Origin of the sequence: Thalassospira profundimaris (genome assembly GCF_003326755.1) — a bacterium.
Classification (GTDB): domain Bacteria; phylum Pseudomonadota; class Alphaproteobacteria; order Rhodospirillales; family Thalassospiraceae; genus Thalassospira; species Thalassospira profundimaris_B.
The window spans coordinates 1-21332 of the sequence record NZ_JPWH01000042.1; the positions used below are offsets into that span (position 1 = coordinate 1).

General features: G+C 52.9%; 16 protein-coding genes. 7 read left to right on the plus strand and 9 right to left on the minus strand.

Annotation, left to right across the window (positions count from 1 at the left end; genetic code table 11):
* Positions 1 to 308 precede the first annotated feature (308 nt).
* A complete protein-coding gene (locus TH25_RS23745) occupies positions 309 to 764 on the plus strand; it encodes a hypothetical protein (protein ID WP_258549291.1) in 456 nt (151 codons plus the stop codon).
* A 92-nt stretch (positions 765 to 856) separates the two neighbouring features.
* On the opposite strand, the gene upp is transcribed toward TH25_RS23745, so the two are convergent.
* The 3 genes from upp to TH25_RS24825 all read right to left on the minus strand — a co-directional run bounded on the left by upp (position 857) and on the right by TH25_RS24825 (position 3323).
* Complete coding sequence (gene upp, locus TH25_RS23750) at positions 857 to 1507, minus strand: uracil phosphoribosyltransferase (protein ID WP_114090744.1); 651 nt, start codon at positions 1505 to 1507, stop codon at positions 857 to 859.
* 210 nt (positions 1508 to 1717) lie between these two features.
* Positions 1718 to 2647: an SPOR domain-containing protein gene (locus tag TH25_RS23755; protein WP_114090731.1), complete on the minus strand. Its 930-nt coding sequence runs from the start codon at positions 2645 to 2647 to the stop codon at positions 1718 to 1720.
* A 268-nt stretch (positions 2648 to 2915) separates the two neighbouring features.
* Complete coding sequence (locus TH25_RS24825) at positions 2916 to 3323, minus strand: hypothetical protein (RefSeq protein ID WP_147253088.1); 408 nt, start codon at positions 3321 to 3323, stop codon at positions 2916 to 2918.
* A 124-nt stretch (positions 3324 to 3447) separates the two neighbouring features.
* Between TH25_RS24825 and TH25_RS23760 the strand changes: the two genes are divergently transcribed.
* A complete protein-coding gene (locus tag TH25_RS23760; RefSeq protein WP_258549292.1) occupies positions 3448 to 5712 on the plus strand; it encodes a methyl-accepting chemotaxis protein in 2265 nt (754 codons plus the stop codon).
* Positions 5713 to 5828: 116 nt separating this feature from the next.
* Here TH25_RS23760 and pepN read toward each other — a convergent pair whose 3' ends face one another.
* Entirely contained in the window at positions 5829 to 8453 is a 2625-nt protein-coding gene (gene pepN / locus TH25_RS23765; RefSeq protein WP_114090733.1) for an aminopeptidase N, read from the minus strand.
* Between the two features lie 362 nt (positions 8454 to 8815).
* Between pepN and TH25_RS23770 the strand changes: the two genes are divergently transcribed.
* Entirely contained in the window at positions 8816 to 9496 is a 681-nt protein-coding gene (locus TH25_RS23770; protein ID WP_114090734.1) for a response regulator, read from the plus strand.
* Positions 9497 to 9531: 35 nt separating this feature from the next.
* On the opposite strand, the gene TH25_RS23775 is transcribed toward TH25_RS23770, so the two are convergent.
* Positions 9532 to 10116, minus strand: a complete 585-nt coding sequence (locus TH25_RS23775; protein WP_114090735.1) for a TetR/AcrR family transcriptional regulator — start codon at positions 10114 to 10116, stop codon at positions 9532 to 9534.
* 289 nt (positions 10117 to 10405) lie between these two features.
* On the opposite strand from TH25_RS23775, the gene TH25_RS23780 reads away from it, so the two are divergent.
* From TH25_RS23780 to TH25_RS23795, 3 genes are all read left to right on the plus strand, one after another.
* Complete coding sequence (locus TH25_RS23780) at positions 10406 to 11041, plus strand: YdhR family protein (RefSeq protein WP_114090736.1); 636 nt, start codon at positions 10406 to 10408, stop codon at positions 11039 to 11041.
* A 236-nt stretch (positions 11042 to 11277) separates the two neighbouring features.
* Positions 11278 to 12102, plus strand: coding sequence for an AraC family transcriptional regulator (locus TH25_RS23790; RefSeq protein WP_114090738.1), 825 nt, complete (start codon positions 11278 to 11280; stop codon positions 12100 to 12102).
* Between the two features lie 88 nt (positions 12103 to 12190).
* Complete coding sequence (locus TH25_RS23795; protein WP_114090739.1) at positions 12191 to 12802, plus strand: LysE family translocator; 612 nt, start codon at positions 12191 to 12193, stop codon at positions 12800 to 12802.
* A gap of 9 nt (positions 12803 to 12811) precedes the next feature.
* Here TH25_RS23795 and TH25_RS23800 read toward each other — a convergent pair whose 3' ends face one another.
* Positions 12812 to 13504: a phosphatase PAP2 family protein gene (locus TH25_RS23800; protein WP_220151498.1), complete on the minus strand. Its 693-nt coding sequence runs from the start codon at positions 13502 to 13504 to the stop codon at positions 12812 to 12814.
* A 137-nt stretch (positions 13505 to 13641) separates the two neighbouring features.
* A complete protein-coding gene (locus TH25_RS23805; protein ID WP_114090740.1) occupies positions 13642 to 17562 on the minus strand; it encodes a hybrid sensor histidine kinase/response regulator in 3921 nt (1306 codons plus the stop codon).
* 136 nt (positions 17563 to 17698) lie between these two features.
* Here TH25_RS23805 and TH25_RS23810 point away from each other — a divergent pair, with 136 nt between their 5' ends.
* Positions 17699 to 18091, plus strand: coding sequence for a hypothetical protein (locus TH25_RS23810; RefSeq protein ID WP_114090741.1), 393 nt, complete (start codon positions 17699 to 17701; stop codon positions 18089 to 18091).
* A gap of 108 nt (positions 18092 to 18199) precedes the next feature.
* Here the strand turns inward: TH25_RS23810 and TH25_RS23815 are convergent, their stop codons facing one another.
* Entirely contained in the window at positions 18200 to 19294 is a 1095-nt protein-coding gene (locus TH25_RS23815) for a TRAP transporter substrate-binding protein (protein ID WP_114090742.1), read from the minus strand.
* Positions 19295 to 19644: 350 nt separating this feature from the next.
* Positions 19645 to 20736, minus strand: a complete 1092-nt coding sequence (locus TH25_RS23820) for a TRAP transporter substrate-binding protein (protein WP_114090743.1) — start codon at positions 20734 to 20736, stop codon at positions 19645 to 19647.
* Positions 20737 to 21332: the final 596 nt, after the last annotated feature.

The following is a 21332-nucleotide window of genomic DNA, read 5'->3' on the forward strand; positions in this document are numbered from 1 at the left end:
TAAACACCTTTTTTGAAGAAAATGTGATTTTCCGGGAACTTTTCTCAAAATCATTGAAAAACAATGACTTAATTAGGCCCTCGAATACCCGCCTACCGCAAGAAGGACGCAACGTCACCTTAAGTTGAGGAGCATATAACTCAACGCACCCCTGGGCACAACACAGCACATAACGCCTTCTGAACGGTGCATTGCACAAGATATGTTGGAAAAAGACCGGAATTGATGATTGTGAACCTTTATTTTACCGGACAACTTGATTATGCAGGATAATAGAATAAGCCGATCAAGATGAGGAACAGGAAAACATGATCACTTTACGACATGGCCTATATGGTGTGGCATTGGCAGCTTCGCTGATTTTAGGCGGATGCGAAAACCTGTCCCAGATGGCGAGCGGCTCGTCGGGCACGACGGCGAGCAGCCAGAGCGCCAAAGGAGGTTCATCGGTCCCGTCCTTTAATAAATTTACCGATATTCCCATGCCGTCCAATTCGACACTGGATATGGATCGCAGCATCATTTTTGGCGCATCGGATGCCTGGACCGGGCGACTTGTATTAAATTCGGGCGCATCAACCGCACAAATGTACGACTTTTATGAACGCGAAATGCCCAATTTTGGCTGGAGCAAAGTCACAGTGGTGCGCGCCGATGTCAGTGTTCTGGTTTATGACCGGGAAAGCCGCGTTGCCACCATCAAACTGACCGGCGGATCTTTTGGCGGGTCCACGGTGGATATTACCGTATCCCCCAAGGGCTGATCGCTTATTTCTCATCTCGGCACGAAAAAGGCTGCATTCCGATTTAGGGAATGCAGCCTTTGATTTACGATCGTCGCAAAATAACCCGATAATCAGCGCGTGCCAAAAAGACGGTCACCGGCATCGCCAAGCCCAGGCACAATATAGGCCTTTTCATTCAGCTTTTCGTCAAGACCGGCGGTGTAAACCGGCACATCAGGGTGAGCCTCCTGGAACACGCGCACACCTTCGGGGGCGGCAACCAAAGCCATAAAGCGAATATCCTGGTCTTTGACCCCGTGTTTATTGAGCACATCAATGGCGGCCACGGCCGAATTCCCCGTGGCCAGCATCGGATCGACCAGAATAAAGGTCCGGCCCTCGACTTCGGGCAGTTTTACCAGATATTCGACCGGCAAATGGGTTTTCGGGTCGCGATACATGCCAATGTGACCGATACGGGCAGAGGGCATCAGTTCGATCAGACCATCGGCCATGCCAAGACCGGCTCTAAGGATCGGCACCACCGCCAGTTTGCGGCCCTGGATCACCGGTGCATCCATCTTGCAGATCGGCGTTTCGATCTCTTCAAAGCTGACCGGCAGTTCGCGCGTGATTTCATAGCCCATCAACAGGGCGATTTCGCGCAGAAGCTGACGAAACGTCTTGGTTGAGGTATCGACCTTGCGCATATGCGTCAGTTTATGCTGGATCAGCGGATGGTCCAGAATATGAAGGTTGGGAAATTCGGTTTGAATAGTCATGATGCTGCCAGCCATCCTCAATTACACTTACACTGCGCCGGAATGTTTGGAAAGTGACCTAGCGGGTTTGCCGGCATAAGGCAAGCCCCTGCCCCACCCGGTTTGCAGAATGCCGCAGTTTTGCCCCAAAAAGCAAACGCCGATGTTCAAACACCGGCGCCTGCCCTTCATGATCAGGATCTTTCCGCAACGAACGGGTCAAAGAACAGATCAATCGATTTTCTTGTCATTGGGTTCGGCACGAACCGGAAAACCGTCAATTCCCGTATCTTTTTTAACCTTTTCCGCCCCCGAACGCGCCGAAGCCGCATCTTCATAGGCACCCACACGCACATAATACCAGGTCGCACCATTATTTGCGCGTTCGACCACCGCGACCTCGAGACCTTTTTTGCGCAATTCCCCGGCACGCTGGCGGGCATTGGTATCGACCTTGAAGGCCCCGACCTGAATGGAATAGGGCATGTTTTTACTGCCCGGTTCGCGATGCAGGGCCGCCGATGACGCAATTTCAGACGTATCTTTTGTGCCCGTCCTGGCCGTGGATTCCGATGTCGATACCGGTTTGGGGGGCTTGGATTCCTTGCGAATTGCCGGGGCTTCGGGCTTGGGCGCCTCTGGCGTCACCGATGCGGTATCTTCGTCGGCTTGCGATTTTTCGCCGCTGTCTACGCCACTAGTGTCAGCTTGCCCGGTGGTTTGCGGCATATCGCGGATTTCAGGTGCGGCTGGCGCGTCGGGTGCCGTAACGGGATCGCTTGTGCCCGCCTTTACGCCATCCTCCTCGCCCGTTTTTTCCGCGATCAAATCACCTACCGGATCATTGCCCTGGGCTGCATCCACGCCAGAGGCATCCGAAGACGGTATATTGTCCCCGGTTGACGAGCTGTCAGTATTGTTTGGTGTATCGGCATCCGGCGTCAACGTTTCGTTTTGGCGCGGGGCGATTTCGGTTTGCACACGCGGGGCCTTGTTTTGCGCCAGTACTTCCATATCGCCGTCATCGGCGATGGATGATGTATTTTGCGGCGCATCGGGCCCCATAAACAGCCCGGCACCAACCAGCATACCACCGAAAAACAAGACCAGGCCGAGCATGCAGGCCCCGGTAATAAGCCCCAATAATGTTTTGCGATCCATGTCTGCGAATGTCCTGTTTGTGGTCAAAAAAGAGGGCGATGACTGATCATCGCGCGTTGCCGAAAACGAAGAAGCCGAACGGGGTGTATGTCCAGTTCGGCCCTGACCATAAAAAAATGCGGGCAAAGGTGCCTTTGACGCGCCTTGTCGGGGACCATCGCTGGCATTTTTCGGGTCATTATCGGCCAATTTAGGGCGCCCTGTTAAAATGAAACGGCAAATTGCGCACACAAAAGCACGCCAGCGTTATTTCTAACCGCAAGGCCGTTTAAAAAACACTTAAATGCCGACAATTTAGCAGCAGATTGACCTGATATGGAAAAATGGCAAAAAAATAAGGGCTGGCATTGAGCCCGGTTTTGTCCCGCACAAAGACCGGATGCCAGCCCCTCAAGTGAGAGAGATCGACCTTCGGGGAGAGAGTCCCGAAGAAAAACTTCCGAATACGCCATGTCTTCCGGAAGCCGTATTGCCAACAGAAGTTCCGTTGGCCAGTGACAAAAACAGTCATACCCGAACCCGGATTTAATTGCAAACGATTATCACACACATTCGCAATTATTTTTGTCCCGGTAAAAATCACTTGCATGAGCCACAAAACAACACCCCACAAGAACCGGCGACTGCGTGCCAATCCCACATTCTCATCAATATCGAAAAAAGCAGCGGAATCCATGTCAGAACTGTTGTCTTTATATTGAAGCTCTGTTTGGATTGTGCCAGTGGCGCACAACCAAAGCGCAACGGGAGGTCACATTCAATACAGACATAAAAATTCAGGTGACTTAGGAGGGTGTTGAATGAAGGGAGAAAAGGCCGTGAATTCGGCTATGGGAGCAAAGAGCGCAAGCATCTTGACACTGCGCCGTATCCTGTTGGTAATCGGACTTTTACTGTCGGGAACTGTTGCATGGATGCTTTTATGGACGGGTGACAGATACCGCGACTTTGCCGTGGAAACGCTAAACAGTTCGGTTAGCAGCACGGTCAACTTTTTCGTCAGATCACGGGTCATTAATGACTATGCGAACCGAATCATCCCGGTGATGAATGACTGGTCACGCACGACACGACTGGTAAAAGCTCTACAGGAAAATAATGTAGAGAATACCAAAACCGAACTGAACTTTTTCTCGAATGCGCGCCAGGTTACGCAGGGCGAGATTAACCTGATCCAGACCATTGCCTATGACGGCGATTTTAACAAAGTTGCCGCATCGGATGGCAGTAATGGCGAAAGCGTTACCGATGATCCCGCCCTATACGACATGCTGAAATCACGCGACAAGGCGGACTCCCGCAAGACCGTTTCCTATATCTGGCATATGAAAGACGGTCGCCCCGTTTTTAGCATGATTTTGCCGATTGGCGGTTTTCGGGCCGTCGGGTTTCTTGAAGTCGTCACAGACCCGCTGCCCATCTTGCAGGGAATGGGTGATGTGCTTGGTGGGGATTTCCGCATCATCGGGAATGACGGCCAGCTGTTATTTGAAAGCCTGGAAAATGACGGTGGATCCGCCAACGCCCCGTCAAAAGATGCCACCAAAGACGTCACAACAAATGGCCAGGATATGTCGGCCCGACGGGCCTCTGTCGATGTGAGTATCGGCAATGGCCGTGGCGGGCAATGGGCAAAGGCAACCTTTACCCGGGACATCACCGATTTTTATGACCGCACGGACCAACTTCGGACCCTGTCGATCGAGTTGCTGGTGGGCGTTTTGGGCATTGGCTGGGTTGCGGGATGGTTATTGCTGAAATTTACGGTATTTCGCAATCTGCGCGGCTTTGCCCGTGCCATGACATCCATCGCCGATGGCGATACCGGCGTGCGCCTCCCCAAAGTTGGCAATGACGAAATTGGCGAAATGCGCAAGGCGCTGGTTCAATTGCGCGAATCCGTCCGTCACGCCATGATTTTGCAAAATATGGTGGAAAACACGCCAACCATGACGGCACTTATATCCCCCGAGGGCAAACTGACCTACCTGAATGCCAGCGCAAAACGCTATCTGGGGGCGGATGCCGACGCCGTCGGGGAAGATTTCCTGGAACTAGGCCCAGAGTTCCTTGGAAAACTAAGAAATCCGGATAATCTTCCGTTTGAAGAAGTCCGCCAGAGTGACAGCAACCATCTGGACATTTTGGCCGCCCCCGTGCGGGACAAGGACAACAAACTGGTTGGCACCATGCTGGCATGGAACAATGTGAGCGAACGCGAAGAAAGCCGCCTTGCCATCCAGGAACTGGTAGTGGAAGTGGAAAATGTCGCCCGCTCGGTGACACAACAGTCGGAAATGTTGCTGGAACTGGCGCGAAATTTAACAAACCAGTCGGAGGAAACCATTACCCAATCGGGCACGGCGCTGGATGTTTCGCGCGATGCGGCGTCAAACACGCAAAATGTTGCGACCGCCGTGGAAGAACTTTCGTCATCCATTGCGGAAATCAACCGCCAGGCCGGGGATGCCAGCACCGTTACAGAACGGGCACGATCGGAAGCGGAAGAATCACAACGCAACATAGTGTCACTGGAAAATGCGAGTTCAGAGATCGGATCGATCATTGATCTGATTAACGATATCGCACATCGCACCAAGCTTTTGTCACTGAATGCTACCATCGAGGCGGAACGTGCAGGCGAACTGGGCAAGGGCTTTGCTGTTGTTGCAGAAGAGGTCAAATCACTTGCGGATCAGACGGCGAATGCCACAGGCAAAATTGGCGACCTGACCGGCGCAATCCAGACTGAAGTGCAAAAAGCGGCAAAATCCATCAGCACGGTGGGGGATGTGATTCACCAGGTCAATGACATTCAGAACACCATCACCAGTTCGGTCGAAGAACAACGCCGTGCCACCAGTGAAATTTCAGACAATGTTCAGCGTATCGCCCAAGGTGCCGGAACGATGGATGAAATGATCCGGTTTGTGAATGATGGTGCCCAAAACACGGGTAAAACCGCCTATAACCTGAACAGCGCCAGTCACGAGCTGTCGCAGATGGCAAAAAACCTGTCAGACCGCATGGCTGCCTTTAGCTCTCGGGTCAAAATCGGCAATTGATCTGACATACGTCGCAAGCACAAAGGAAGCGGTACCGATTTAAAGGCACCGCTTCCTTTCGTTATAAAGCCATCATCATTCGCCTGCCCGTCACCGCTGTCGGTGCTGCCAAAGGCTTAGTCGGCGATAGACTTGCTGGCGATTTCATAGAGATCGCGCGAGAGATTTTCCTTGGCGAGAATGCGCTTCAATTCGGCCTTCATTTTACTGGCACGGTCCTCATCGAACTTGCGCCATTTCCCCAATGGTGCGGCAAGGCGCGCAGCAACCTGCGGGTTCAGGTTATCAAGTTCCATCAAACGATCGGCATAGAAGGCATAGCCTCGGCCATCGGCCGCGTGGAAATTGCGCTGATTGGCCATTGCGAAGGTTCCCACCAACGCACGAACCTTGTTGGGGTTGCGCATGGTGAAGGCCGGATGCTCCATCAGCTTTTTGATCTGTTCTAGCGTATCGGTCCGTGATGACATGGCCTGAAGCGAGAACCATTTATCAATCACAACCGTGTCATTGGCAAAGCGACTTTCAAAATCGGCCAGGGCTTCTTCACGGCCCGGATGATCCTGATTGTTCAGGACTGTCAGGGCTGCCATACGGTCGGTCATGTTATCGGCGGTGCGATATTGCGCCAGCGCCAGATCAATAAACACGCCCTCCCCGGTTGCTGCCAAATAGGACAGAGCAACAGCCCGCAATGCCCGCTGGCCTGCCGATGTGGCATCGGGTGAATAGGCATCGTTTGACGCATTATGGCGATAAGCCGCTTCAAATTCATCCTGAAGGGCAATGGCAACCTTTTGGCGCAAGGCCTGGCGAACCTGATAGATGGCTTCGGGGTCGGCCGGGCGCAATTGTTCGGCCAACATGGCTTCACCAGGCAGGATCATGGCCTGGGCGCGAAATGCCTTGTCCAAATCATCATTGGTCAGGGTTGCCCGCAAGGCGTCACAGAACGCATCGACATTACCCAGGGCAGCATCGGCATCGCCGGATTTATCATAGGCCCGCACGGCCGCAATCAGCAGGTCGGACGCATATTTCTGCCCGGCTTCCCAGCGGTTGAAGGCATCGGTATCGTTGCCCATCAGAAAGGCAAGATCATCATGCGACGGTGTGGTGCCAACATTCACCGGGGCCGAAAAATCGCGGTTGAAAGATACCACCGGTTGCTCGGCAATATCTTCAAACAGAAAGTCCTGTTTTGCCTGCGTCAGGTCAATGGTTTGGGCATGTAACTCCCGCCCATCGCGGGCCAACAGGCCAATCTTGACCGGCATTTGCAGATCGGATTTAAGCGTCTGGCCCGGTGTGGGTTCGGTTTTTTGTTCAATCGTCAGGCAGAAAACCTTTTTATCGGCATCATAATTCCCTTCCCAGACAAGATTGGGGGTACCGGCCTGCGAATACCATAAACGGAACTGGTCAAAATTAACGCCATTGGCATCTTCCATTGCCCGGACAAAATCGTCACAGGTTACGGCCTGACCGTCATGCCGTTCAAAATACAGATCAATGCCCTTGCGATAGCCTTCCGCCCCCAACAGGGTGTGCATCATGCGAATGACTTCGGCACCCTTCTGGTAAACCGTGGCGGTATAGAAATTGTTGATTTCAATATAGCTGTCCGGCCGCACCGGGTGAGCCAACGGCCCGCCATCCTCGGGGAACTGGCCAGCACGAAGGCGCTGAACATCATTGATGCGCTGAACCGGGCGCGACCGCTGATCAGAGGAAAATTCCTGATCGCGAAAAACAGTCAACCCTTCCTTGAGCGAAAGCTGGAACCAGTCACGACAGGTCACACGGTTACCAGACCAGTTATGGAAATATTCATGCGCAACAATCGATTCGATCAGTTCATAATCGGTATCCGTTGCGGTATCGGATTTGGCGAGGATGTATTTGGCGTTGAAAACATTGAGGCTTTTGTTTTCCATCGCGCCCATATTAAAGTCCGACACGGCGACGATATTAAACAGGTCCAGGTCATATTCCAGACCATAAACATCCTCGTCCCACTTCATCGCACGTTTAAGCGAGTCCATCGCATAATCGCAACGATCCTCGTTGCCATGTTCGACAAAAATGCGCAGCGCGACATCCCGGCCCGACATGGTCTTAAAGCTGTCTTCAACACAGGCGAGATCGCCCGCGACCAGAGCAAACAGATAACAGGGTTTGGGAAACGGATCGTCCCAAACCGCCTGATGACGGCCATCTTCCAGATCCGTGCTTGAAACCAGATTACCGTTAGAAAGCAAGACCGGGCAGCTTTCCCTGGGGGCATTGATGGTGACACGGTAGGTTGCCATCACATCCGGACGATCCATGAAATAGGTAATCCGGCGAAAGCCTTCAGCCTCGCACTGGGTGCAATAGGCACTTTGCGAAACATACAGGCCTTCCAGGCGGGTATTGTTAACCGGCGAAATGCGAGTTTCGATTTCAACAACAAACCGCTCTGAGGGCGCCTTAAAGCGTAAACCCGTTGTGTCCACCTCATAAGCATCCGCCGGCAGGGCAACGCCGTCCACCTTCAGCGAGAGCAGTTTCATGTCTTCGCCATCCAGGCTGACCATATCGCCTGCCCCGGTTCCGCGTTCCGGATTCGCAACAAGCGACAGCCGTGAAGCAACAATTGTCGCCTCGCGGTCCAGGTCAAATACAAGTTCGACAGTTTCGATCAGAAATGCCGGTGCGGTATAATCTTCGCGGCGAATGACTTGGGGCTGTTCCGACATGAAGGGGTCCTTTTCCTTGTTCTGTCGCACTTTTATGACAGATCGCACAATATGGTGGCGGTTTGCTGGCAAGTACGAGATCGGCAATTTATCCCCCACAAATAGCGCGGAATGCAGATACCTACAAATGCAGAGTTTACGTGAGGGCATTTACACGGCATAATCATCGACGGTGGCGCGAGGGGGGCCGAAGTTTCACATTCGTGGGGCGAAGGTGTTCTTTGGTTTCCCTCACTTCCTTTCCGGTTCGCGCCCAAAAACAAAATCCCGCAGGACAGCAAGTGGCGCGCAGGCGCAATGAACCGATTGTGGGTTTCCCGCGATCCGGATATAAACTTACTGTTGATGGGGAATAACGGCTAATGACAACTGCTTTCCACGTATTGATTGCCGATGATCATCCTTTGATGCGTGGTGCTTTATCACATGCCGTTCGTTCGGAACTCAGCAATATTATCATCCACGAAGCAGGCAGCCTTGGCGACGCCATTGATGCGATCGAGGCCTGCCACGGCCAGGGGCAGGATATCGACCTTGTCCTGCTGGACCTGCATATGCCGGGCATGAACGGCTTTACCGGATTATTTACCTTACGCGCCTCCTACCCCGATATTCCGGTGACAATTGTGTCTGCCAGCCAGGATTTGCCGGTTGTACGGCGCGCCATTGAATATGGGGCGGCGGCCTTTGTGCCCAAATCCGCCCCGGTTGACCAGATTGGCGATGCCATGCGCGCTGTGCTGGATGGCAATATGTGGATGCCGGACTGGGCCCGTGACGCCATTGAAAACACACCAGATGATTCCGGAAACAGCGACATTGCCCGCAAAGTCAGCCAGCTCACGCCTCAGCAATTACGCGTTTTGAACATGCTGACCGAAGGCAAGCTGAACAAACAGATTGCCTATGAGCTTGATGTAACCGAAGCCACCATCAAGGCCCATGTTTCGGCGATTCTGCGCAAGCTTTCGGTGCATAGCCGCACGCAGGCCGTCATTGTCGCCCGCGAACTGCAAATTCAGGAACCCGCAGTCGAGGTCTGATCGGTCGCGCTCCATACACAGCAAATCAATAAGAATTAAAACGCAGGCTCCATCAGTTCCGCCGCTGTTTTGCTGATGGCAGTTGATACCGCTGTGATCGATTCTTCGTTGACCATGGCGCGCGCCATTGTCAGCCCGCCGATTAATATGCCCAGAAAGGCCCATGCCTTTTCAAGGCGGGTATCTTCGGGCATATGCGGCAGACCTTGTGCAATCAGGCCGGCAATGCGGTTCATTTTACGATCATAAAGGTCGCGGGTGTCATCATCTGCGCGGGCAAGTTCGGGGGACAGGCTAGTCATGGCGCACCCACACGCCAGATCATCGCGGTGCGCACGGCCCATATAATACTCAATAAAGGCCGCAATCCAGCCCGCGCCAAAGTCCTGCTGAAACAACGGGATATTTTCAATAACTTCATCCAGGCCCAGCTCAAGGGCCGCACGAAATGCCCCGTCTTTTGAACCGAAATGGGCATAAAATGCGCCCGACGTCGCATTTGCCGCGCGCGCAATACCATCAACACCGATGCCCGCAAAGCCATTGGCGCGAAAGCCCCGGCTGGCTGCCAATAGCATATTCTGGCGGGTTTCTTCCTTGCGTGTCCTGTTGCTGACCACGATTCAAACCTGTTCTGACCTAAAAATATCACGACCGATATGTTTTTAATTGACAACGCCGCCATTGTCGATCAAACCTTAAATATAACGATCGTTATATTTTTGAAAAACAGGATGACAAATATGGAATTGTGCATCTGACCAACACCTGCCAAGGCAGGTTAAATAGCCTACTCAACTTAATCCAATCATCCGGACCTATCTGCGCAAGAAGTCCCCACATGCCCTGTCCCGCCAATTCAAACGGCTGGCAGGCAACGAACCCTTGCGCCCTTTTGAAAGATGAAAAATGTCAAACGCTGCTTTTGTTTACACCGAACTGCAAATTTCCGCGCCCTTCGACCAGGTCCCCTGGCAGAGCGTTAACGCGGCCATCCGTGAATTGCCCGGTTTTCGCAATAAAACCTGGCTTTCAGGCATTGAAACCAATTCGGCCGGTGGATTTTACGAATTTGACAGCATTGAAAATGCCCAATCCTTTGTGACGGATTATTTCCCGACCGAAGCCCGCGATGTTGGCGTTGCCCAAACCACCCGCATTTTTGATGCCAATGCCGCGCGGGATGCCAGCATCGATATGCAGTCCCCCCATTTCGGGGTTAAACCGCGCCAAAAACCGGGAGCCTTTGTTTACACCGAGATCCAGATCACTGTTTTGCCGTTTAACGATGCCCCCTGGCCTGTCCTTAACCCGGTCCTAAAGGCGCAACCGGGCTTGCTTGCCAAAACCTGGCTGTCGGGTTTGCATACTGGCACCGTTGGTGGCTTTTATTCTTTCGATACCATCGAAAATGCCAAAAAATTTGCCGTGGATTATTTCCCGGGAGAAGCCGCAAGCCTGAAAGCCGCCTTCACCACCCGCATCTTTGATGCAGGCCCCACCGAAACAGCAAGCCGTGAAATGGCATCACCGGTTTATGGCTAAGCCAAACGCAAATCCCTGAACCCTTAATTCAGGGGAAACCAAAGCAGGATGCCGCATTGATCGGGCATCCTGCACCTTCCCTGATCGGCAACAAAATTGACGAAATGCAACAGCAAAGCACGCGGGTCAAAATATCAAACCAGCCAACATCGCATGCCTGCGCATTACCACCTCCTTGCCCGGTAAGGCATTTTTGGGCATGATTGCCGGCCAAGTTGTGAAAACAGGTTGCCACCATGACCAAGGGACAAATTGCCGTCCTGCCAACATCACGCCCGGGAACGGAAGCCGTTGCCGCCTGCTCTGCGCATCATTTTGCACGGCACAGCCATGATGTGTATGGCATTGGCATAATTGATCAGGGCGGCCAAAAATCAGCCAGTGGACGCGGCATTGTAGAAGCCGGCCCTGGCACCGTGATCACGGTTAACCCCGGTGAAATTCACGATGGCGTGCCCGTGGCGGGCGAACCACGGCAATGGCGCATCCTTTATTTTCAGCCCGGCATTTTAAAAGATGCGCTAAACGCCATCTTTGAGGGCGGTGCACCCGAACACGAATTCACCAGCCCGATATTCCACCGCCCGGCATTGACGCAATATTTCAATCGTATTTACGGGCATTTGACCTCAATAAATATGCCAGATGGCGATGAAAATTTTGAATATGACGAGCTTTTAATTCTGCTGGCCCGCGCCAGCCTCGAACAGGCACACCAGCCTGACGAAAACAGGTTGATCGCACCGGGTGTTTTCCGGGCGAAACAGCAAATCGATGATGCACCCGGCGAAACCCTGCAACTTGACGTGCTGGCACAAACGAGTGGCTTGGGGAAATATCAGTTAATCCGCAACTTCAGCCGGGCAACCGGCTATACGCCACATGCTTACCTTGTGCAGCGGCGCGCCCTTTTGGCCCGCCAGCTTATTTTGCAAAAAACACCCCTTGCGGAAGCCGCAATCGCGGCCGGATTTTCCGATCAAAGCCATATGACCCGGCAATTTATACGTTTTTACGGCTACAGCCCGGGAAAACTGGCCCGGTCCATCGGCAGCAACTGACTTACCGACACGCAATTTTCTTCAAGATTGACCATCTTCTCAGCGGCATAGTGACGGCACTTACTTGCAATTGCGATCAGGAGCCATCATGTCGATCGAATTTTTCATCACATCGCTGATACTGGTTTTATTACCGGGAACCGGCGTGATCTATACCCTTGGCACCGGCTTGACTCGGGGCTGGAAGGCGGGCACTTGGGCGGCACTGGGCTGCACATTCGGGATTGTCCCCGCCCTGATCGCAAGTGTCACCGGCCTTGCAGCCCTGCTACATACCAGCGCCCTGATATTCGAGGGATTGCGCTATCTTGGTGTGGCTTACCTGCTATATATGGCACTCATGATCTGGCGCGATCATTCAACAATGGATGTTGATGAAACCCAAATACAGAAAAGCCACGTCAAAATTGCAATAAATGGCTGCCTGATCAATATCCTCAATCCGAAACTGACATTGTTTTTTCTGGCATTTCTGCCTCAGTTCATTCCGGCAACGGCAACCGACGGCACCACCCGCATGATCATGCTGGGCATCATTTTCATGATCATGACCTTTGTTGTGTTCACGGGTTATGGGCTGTTTGCAGCACTTGCCCGGCGCCATGTTTTAACACGGCCCCGGGTGATGTTGTGGCTAAGACGCAGTATTGCCGGCATGTTCGTCTTGCTAAGCGCAAAGCTGGCCTTTTCCAATCGCTAAGTCCGAACCCTAAAAGCGATTGCGCGACACAAGCCAGAACAGCAGGACCCACGCCGCCCCCAATGTCCAGCCTGCTAGCACATCGGTCGGCCAGTGAACGCCAAGATAAAGACGGCTTGAACCAATCAGAAGCGTCATAAACACGCCGACCGCTACCACAAAAACCCGCACCCTTAGTCGCTTTTCCGTCCGGGCGACAAGGGTGCCCAGCGTTAGATAGGTGATGGCCGATAACATTGCGTGTGCGCTGGGAAAACTCAGCGAGTGCACCGGCACAAGGTGCGGGACAATATCGGGCCTGGCGCGATCAAAAAGAATTTTAAGGGCCTCTTCAAACACCGCGCCGAGCCCGATTGAGGCGACAACCCAAAATGCCGCGCGGCGGTATCCCGCGACCAATAAATAGGCCGTTACGACAAATGTAAACAATGCCAACACGGCAACACCGCCCAAAGCGGTAATATCGCGCACAACACCCAGCAACCACGCTGGCCCGATGGGCTGGGACAAATCATTTCCATGACGCATCAGCAGCAAAATGGCTTTGTCAAAGGCCCCGCTTTCCTCTTCGAACACGTCTTCGGCAACTTTGCCAAATACCAACAAAAATCCGGCAATTGCCGCCATAACAGCCAGAACTTTTGGCTCGAACGGGGATTTCTGACGGATTTTATCGATGACAGAGCGGGATATTTCGCGCAAGGACACACCTGTATGACTGCAAAACCAAGATCACCGCACAATGCGATGTAACAGGTAACGTCGATAATGCAGCTTTGTGCCGAAATAAGGCAGAAAAGACCAATCGCCCCAACACAAATGCGTTACCCAAAGCAGGCTTATGATGCACGCATCAAAGACTTGGTCATCAATGCCCGCAACTTTGCCGGTTTAAGCGGTTTGTTTAACAAACCAAATGACTGGTCCGATATTTTCTCGGCCGTTTCCGGGCTGCGATCCGCCGTGATGATAATACCCGGTGTTGCAAAACCAACGTCATCACGCAAATGGCATAATACATCCAGCCCGGTTTGGCCCGAACTCAAATGATAATCGGCCAGGATAATATCAGGCACAAAAGCAGCCTCGTCCGGATCCGTTGGCACCATCAGGGATTCGGCCTCGGTACCAGAACGGGCTGTCGCCACCACACAATTCCAGTTTTCCAGCATGGCACGCATTCCGGCCAGAATATCGGGTTCATTATCGATGCACAGAACCCGCAATCCCCCCAACTCGCCCCCCAGGCGGCGACGTGGTGTTGGCAGCACGGTTTCAGCGGCGGCAACCCCCAAGGGCACATCCACCGAAAATACCGTTCCCCGCCCCGGTCGGGAACGGACGGACACCGTATGATCAAGACGGCGGCCCAGGCGTTCCACAATGGCAAGCCCCAGCCCCAACCCTTTGACATCAACATTTTCCGGGCTTTCAAGACGGTGAAATTCGCGAAAAATAATTTTCAGTTTGTCTTCGGGGATACCGGGGCCGCTATCCCACACCTCGATACGCAACACATCCCCGCGCAAACGGCATCCCACCACCGTGCCGCCCTTGCGGGTGTAACGCAGCGCGTTTGAAATGAAATTCTGCAAAATACGGCGCAACAACCGGCTGTCACTGCGCACCCAGATATCGCGTGACAGCACGCTAAACCGGAGACCGGCCTGTTCGGCAATTGGTGTAAATTCGGTTTTCAGGGCATTGAGCACTTTGGAGACCGGGAAATCCTGCAAACTTGGCTGCATTGCCCCGGCATCAAGTTTACAAATATCCAGAAGCTCGTTCAAAAGCTCCTCGACGCCTTTGAGCGAGACATCAACCTTCCCCACCAGGTCTGCCGCATCTTCAGGCAGGGAGCGACCGCCCAACGCAACGGTAAACAGCCGGGCGGCATTTAACGGCTGAAGCAAATCATGGCTGGCCGCGGCGAAAAACCGCGTTTTGGTATCGTTGGCAGTTTCGGCCTGTTCCTTGGCAACGGAAAGTTCGCTATTTAAGGTCTCGAGAGCGCGGGTCCGGTCAATCACCCGCTGCTCCAGCCCCTCATTGGCCTCCTTTAAGGCCTGTTCTGCCAGGCGACGTTCGGTAATGTCATGGTAAATACAAAAATATCCCAAGACCTCGCCGGTTTCATCAAAATGGGGAATATAGGTACCTTCGGCAAAGCGTTCCTCGGTGAAGCCTTCCATTGGCGGAAAATCGATTTCAAAACTTTGCCGGTAGCCTTTCAAAACCTCGGCAATCATCGGGGCAAGTCGTTTATAGCGGGTTTCACCCACGGCCTCGGCCACACTCAGGCCATGTGCCGCGGCCCGGCGCAAACCGAACATCCGTTCATAGGGGCGATTGGTAAAGCGTAAACGCTGATTTTTATCGGCATACGCAATCATGACCGGAATATTATCGGTATAAATGCGAATGTTGCGTTCGCTTTCGCGCAGGGCATCCTCGGTGCGGACACGGGCGGTAATATCGGCAATTGTCGCGACAAAACCGCCATCAGGCATCGGGTTGGTACGAATTTCCAGCACCATGCCGTCACTGCGTTTGCGTTCATAGGTGTGGGGCAAACGGCGCATTTGCGGGGCTGCATTGCGCCCCAGCAAAATATCAAGATCCACCGCCCGCGCCCCGGTATGACGGCAGGTTTCCACCAGGTGTGCCAACGGCATTGTCACCTGAATATCGGTCGCGGCAATGCCCAGCAAATCGATAAAACGATGGTTCCAGGTGGCCAGGCGCAAATCCTGGTCAAACACGCCCACGCCCTGTGAAATATTTTCCAGGGTATTCAGCAGCAGGTCGCGATTGAACTTGATGGCTTCGGAGGCTTCATCAAGCAATTCCATCGCATCGCGCCGGGAAACTGCCCGGTCAGGCAGCAAAAGCGCCATCACCACCCGCGAGGATGCCGCACCCACAGCCCCACTTAGCAAATGTTCGGTAAAATTGCTGGCATCAATATCGGCCAGATCGGCCCGCTTCGCATCACCACGCCGTTTTGCCAGATAGGTGTCAAACGCCCGTTCAGCCCATTGCGCGCCCAAAAACCGGGCCGCAAGCTTTTCAAGCTCGCCAATGGTGACGCGCCCCGGCCAAATATCGGTGCGGGTTTGCGCCGGGCTGCGCCCCACATCCACAAACACCTGCGCCTGGCGGCGTTGCGTGACCCCCTGAATCCCCATCGCAGAGCCCAGCAACAGCAATATGATATTGACGCCAAGGCTCCAGATCACCCCATGCGTTAACGGTTCCAAATCAAGCCCGAACAGGGCCTGAGGCCGCAAAAAGGCGATATCAAGCGGGCCATTTGTCAAAATATCGGACGGCAGAAAACCGCTTTGAACAAAGGAGGGCATTAACAGGGTATAGCACCACATGGCAAACCCGCCGATCAGCCCCCAACGCACCCCGGTTCGATTTATGGCCTTCACATACAGGGCGGCCAGCACCGCCGGGGCAAATTGTGCAACAGCGGCAAAAGACAGCAGCCCAATATCAGCCAGCGCATATTTTTCGCTCAGAAACCGGTAAAAGCCATAGGCCAGAAACATCAAAACCAGCACGGCGATACGGCGAATTTTTAAAACAAGCTGGCTGACATCCCCCGTAGCCTGATCACGAAGGCGCGGCAATCGCAGCAGGACCGGCATGATCAGGTCGTTACACACCATCGTCGAGACGGCAACACAGGACACAATCACCATACCGGTACTGGCCGACAAACCGCCAACAAACGCCATTAGCGCAAGACCGTTTTGCCCGCCCAGCAAGGGCAGGGTCAGAACAAACGTATCAGGGTTTACGACCCCCTGCCCGTTAAACAGCAACAATCCGGCAACCGCAATCGGCACCACAAACAGGTTAATCGCCACCAGATAGGCAGGAAACAGCCAACGCGCGGTTTTAAGGTTTCGGCTGTCGTCATTTTCAACAAAGGTAACGTGAAACTGCCGTGGCAGGCAGATAATGGCAAACATGCCAATGAGCGAGGCAATGAAAAAATGCGGGGTTAGCCAGTTTTCAGTGGCAAACAGAGCGGTAATATCCGGATATTCGCGCGCCTTTTGCGCAAGGTCGCCAACACCGCCAAACAAACCAAACACCACAAACAGGCCAACGGCCAGAAACGCCAGCAGCTTGACCAGACTTTCAAAGGCAATGGCAAGAATAAGGCCGTCATGATGTTCGGAGGCATGAATATAGCGCACGCCAAACAGCACGCCAAAAACCGCCATCATGATGGTCACGTAAAAGGCGGTATCCTTGGTGAAGTTCGCCGCACTATGGCGCACCACATCCTCGCCCACCGGCCCCAAAAGCACATCAAACGAGGTTGAAACCGCCTTAAGCTGAAGGGCGATATAGGCCAGGATACCAACCATTGCGATCACGGCGACAAGGGCAGCCAGACTTTGGCTTTTGCCATAACGCGAGCCCAGAAAATCGGCAATCGAGGTAATATTTTGCGCCCGGCACACGGTTGCGATTTTCACCATCACCGGATAGCCCGCCAGCATCATGACCAGCGGGCCGATATAGATGGGCAAAAAGGCAAAACCGTGCAGCGCGGCAGTACCGACAGAGCCAAAAAAAGTCCAGCTTGTGCAGTAAACCGCCATCGACAGCGCATAGATCACCGGCTTTAACCGGGATGTTCGCCACATCCGGGCATGTTTATCGCCATAATAGGCAATGGCAAATAACAGGCCGATATAGGTCATCGCGACGATAAATATCAAACCACCCTGAAGCATCTTCCCCGCGCATTCCCTTTTTGCCCGCCATCATGGGCACGTCCATTCAATCCCAGTTTGCACTATACCATGCCGGTATCATCGACTAAAACGACGGACATCAACCCTAAGACCAATTGTTAAGCACCAGGTGATTATGTCTTCGCAATATGCCTTTTTTGCCGGAATTTTACGTTTCGTCGCCCGGAAAACCGCTGCCGACGACCCCGAAATTCGCGTGATGATGGGGCATTTGTCCGGCATTGCCGACGCCGTTGAAAAAACCGGCCGGTTTATGGTGTTGCGGGAAAATTGCGAAAGTGCAGCCCGCGCCTTTGCCGGTGTGGCAAAGTTCCTGCAGGAACGCATCCTGCCCGAGGCCCTGGCAGATGGCAACAAAGGGGCAGTTGAACAGCTTAAATGGGCCATCGAAACATCGCTGGCACTGGCGGCAGAACTGGTCAAACGCATTGCGCATGACGATTATGCCGGGCAGGAAAGCTTTACCTTTGACCTGCCCCAGCCGCCAGGTGCCGCAAAACCGCACTGACCAGCGACAAGCAGACACCGGCAAAAAATCCCCTATCAAAAAAGGGCGATCCAAACGGACCGCCCTTTCTTTGTATTTTTACCTCAAATCCCTGTCAGGACTGCAAAATCAGGATTCTTCCCAAACCTTGGCGCGCTGCATCAGGCAGGTCGCCTCGAATGCCTTGCCATAAGGGGCGGCAATTTTGGTAAACGCCATATAAGAATCGTAAATGCGCTGGTTGAGTTCTTTTTTCGCCGCGATTTCCTTCACCGCATCCATCGACTGTTTGGCCAGAGCCTTAATCACCTCGTCGGGGAAGTGGCGGATCTCGATATTTTTTTTCAGAACAGCCTGATAGGATTCGATATTGTTATAGGTGAAATCGGCCAGGGTTTCTTCCGCGTTGGCCTGGGCCGCAACCCGCACAATTTCCTGCAATTCTTCGGGCAGCGAATTGAACTTGTCTTTATTGATAAAGACTTCAATGCCGGTCCCTGGTTCGGCGAATGCCGGGGTATAATAATATTTGGCCACCTGGGTCAGACCAAAGGCATAATCGTTCCAGGGACCAACCCATTCAGCCGCGTCAATCGCACCTGACTGCAAAGCCGGCAGAATTTCGGCTGCGGGCAGCATGGTGACAATCGCGCCCAAACGGCGCATTGCCTCGCCACCAATACCGGCATAACGCATCTTGATACCCTTGATATCATCAACGGTATTGATTTCCTTGTTAAACCAGCCACCAGCCTGCAGGCCAGTATTACCTGCCAGGAACGGCACAACGTTAAACTGCGAATAGAGTTCTTCCCACAGGGCCTGACCGCCACCAAAACGCAACCAGCCCGACAGTTCCCAGCCCATCAGGCCAAACGGAATGGTCGAAAAGAAGTTTACGGCATCATCCTTGCCCGCCCAGTAATAGGGCGTACCATGCGCCATTTCGGCCACGCCCTGCTCCACGGCGTCCATACATTCAAAGGCGGGAACCAGTTCGCCTGGGCCATAAACCTTGATGTTCAGGCGACCGCCGGACATTTTCCGGACACGTTCGGCGAATTTCTCGCCATTCGCGCCCAATCCGGGCGAGCCCTTCGGCCAGGGCATAACCATACGCCAGTTAAAGGTATCATCAGCCTTGGCAATCGCAGGCGCGGCAAAGCCGCCAGCAACTGCGCCTGCCGCAAGGCCGGCACCCTTGAGAAATTTACGACGTTCCATCTCACGCTCCAGAAGACTTATTTTGATAATTTTTTGCGCAAAAACGACAAAACCATGCCATTCAATGCGTTACAAGGGCTCAGAGTCTTTGCTTTTACCAACAGCAACAATGCGCGTTTTCGGGATGCAGTCATGCGAAAATCGCATACCTTCCATTGTTTGCGGCGCAACATTCAGACCGAACAAAGCGTTTGTCGTAACGTCCGGCTTTGGCAAAAGGCCAAGAAAACGACGACAAAATCCACAAACATTCGCACATGCAAACCTGGCGAAAACAAAACCGCCCTGCCCCTGACAGAGCGGTTTTGCATGCCTAATGGCGTCCCAACGGCAAAGTTGATGGCAAGAAATCAGACTCCCCAAACCTTTGCACGCTGCAACAGGCCGGTTGCCTCAAACTCCTTGCCGTAGCGGGCCGCTTTCTTGACAAAATCCATGTAAGAATCGTTGATCTTTTTATTAAGCTCGCTTTTGTTGGCGATTTCCTCAACGGCGGCCTTGCTGGCATCCGCCAGCGCCATGATCACATCATCAGGAAACTGACGCACCTCGACCCCTTTGTCGATCAGGGGCTGATAGGATTCAATATTGTTGAAGGTGAAGTCAGCCCAGGTATTTTCGGCAATGGCCTGTGCCGCATAACGGATGATGGCCTGCAAATCGGGGCTGAGGCTGTCGAATTTTTCCTTGGAAACAAAAATTTCCAAGCCCGGTCCGGGTTCGTGGAAGGCCGGAACATAATAATATTTGGCAACCTGATACAGGCCAAAAGCCAGGTCATTCCACGGCCCGACCCATTCGGCAGCATCAATGGCACCGCTTTGCATGGCAGGCAGAATTTCGCCCGGCGGCAACATGGTGATGTTGGCACCGATCCGGCGCATTGCCTCACCCCCCAAACCGGCGTAACGCATTTTGACGCCTTTGATGTCGTCAACCGAGTTGATTTCCTTGTTGAACCAGCCACCGGCCTGCATGCCGGAATTCCCGGCATAAAATGGTACAACACCAAAATCGGCGTAAACCTGTTCCCAAAGCTGCTGGCCACCGCCAAAACGCAGCCATGCCGTCAATTCCCAAGCGGTCAGACCGAAAGGAATGGTGGTAAAATAGTTCAGAACCGGGTTTTTACCCTGCCAATAATAGGGGGTGCCATGTGCCATTTCGACAACACCCTGTTCAACGGCATCCATGCACTCAAACGGCGGAACAAGTTCACCCGCGCCATACACCGTGATGGACAAACGGTCGTTGCTCATTTCCTTGACGATGGCCGCAAATTTCTCGGCGTTGGTCCCCAGTCCCGGCGTCCCTTTCGGCCAGGGCATCACCATCCGCCAGCTCAATTTGTCCTGGGCTGATGCAATTGCCGGTGCGGCAGCCGTTGCGGCAAGCGCCCCTGCCCCCAAACTGGCACCTTTTAGAAACTGACGACGTTTCATTTCAAACTTCCCCTAACCTGTTCTTATTTTGATAATTTTTTGCAAGATAATGCAAAACCAAGCTGGAGTTTGGCGAATTTCGTGACCAAATACCACCATTTTCCTTCACAATTTCGGGTAACATATTCTGGGGCCTCCGACACCCAAAAGGCTCCAAACACCCGTCTGGGATGTGGAACTTTCGCAAGTTGTCAAATTCCCAAAAGACGGTTTTAATTATCCTGTTGTATAAACCCTGTTTCTTTTTTCCAACCTGTCATGGCCACGTCACGCAATGCAAAAAATAGATATCAAAATCAAATTGATAAAAGAAAAAATGAACTATTTATAATTACAGGGACCGAAAAAACAGACGGTTGACAAGCACCAAAACTCGCAAAATCGCCTGATAACATCAGTCCAAAAACGCGTTTTTACAAAAAATTTTGCAAAAAACCCACAAAACCAATACTAAAGTATAGTTAAAATTTACCCTCACAAAACCAACCTCACATTGTACCAATGTATGCCAGCCTGATCCGCAGGCATAACTGTTGCTAAATGTGGGGTACATAATGTCGGCAGAACTAGGCTCAGGACTCATTAATTGAGGTAAA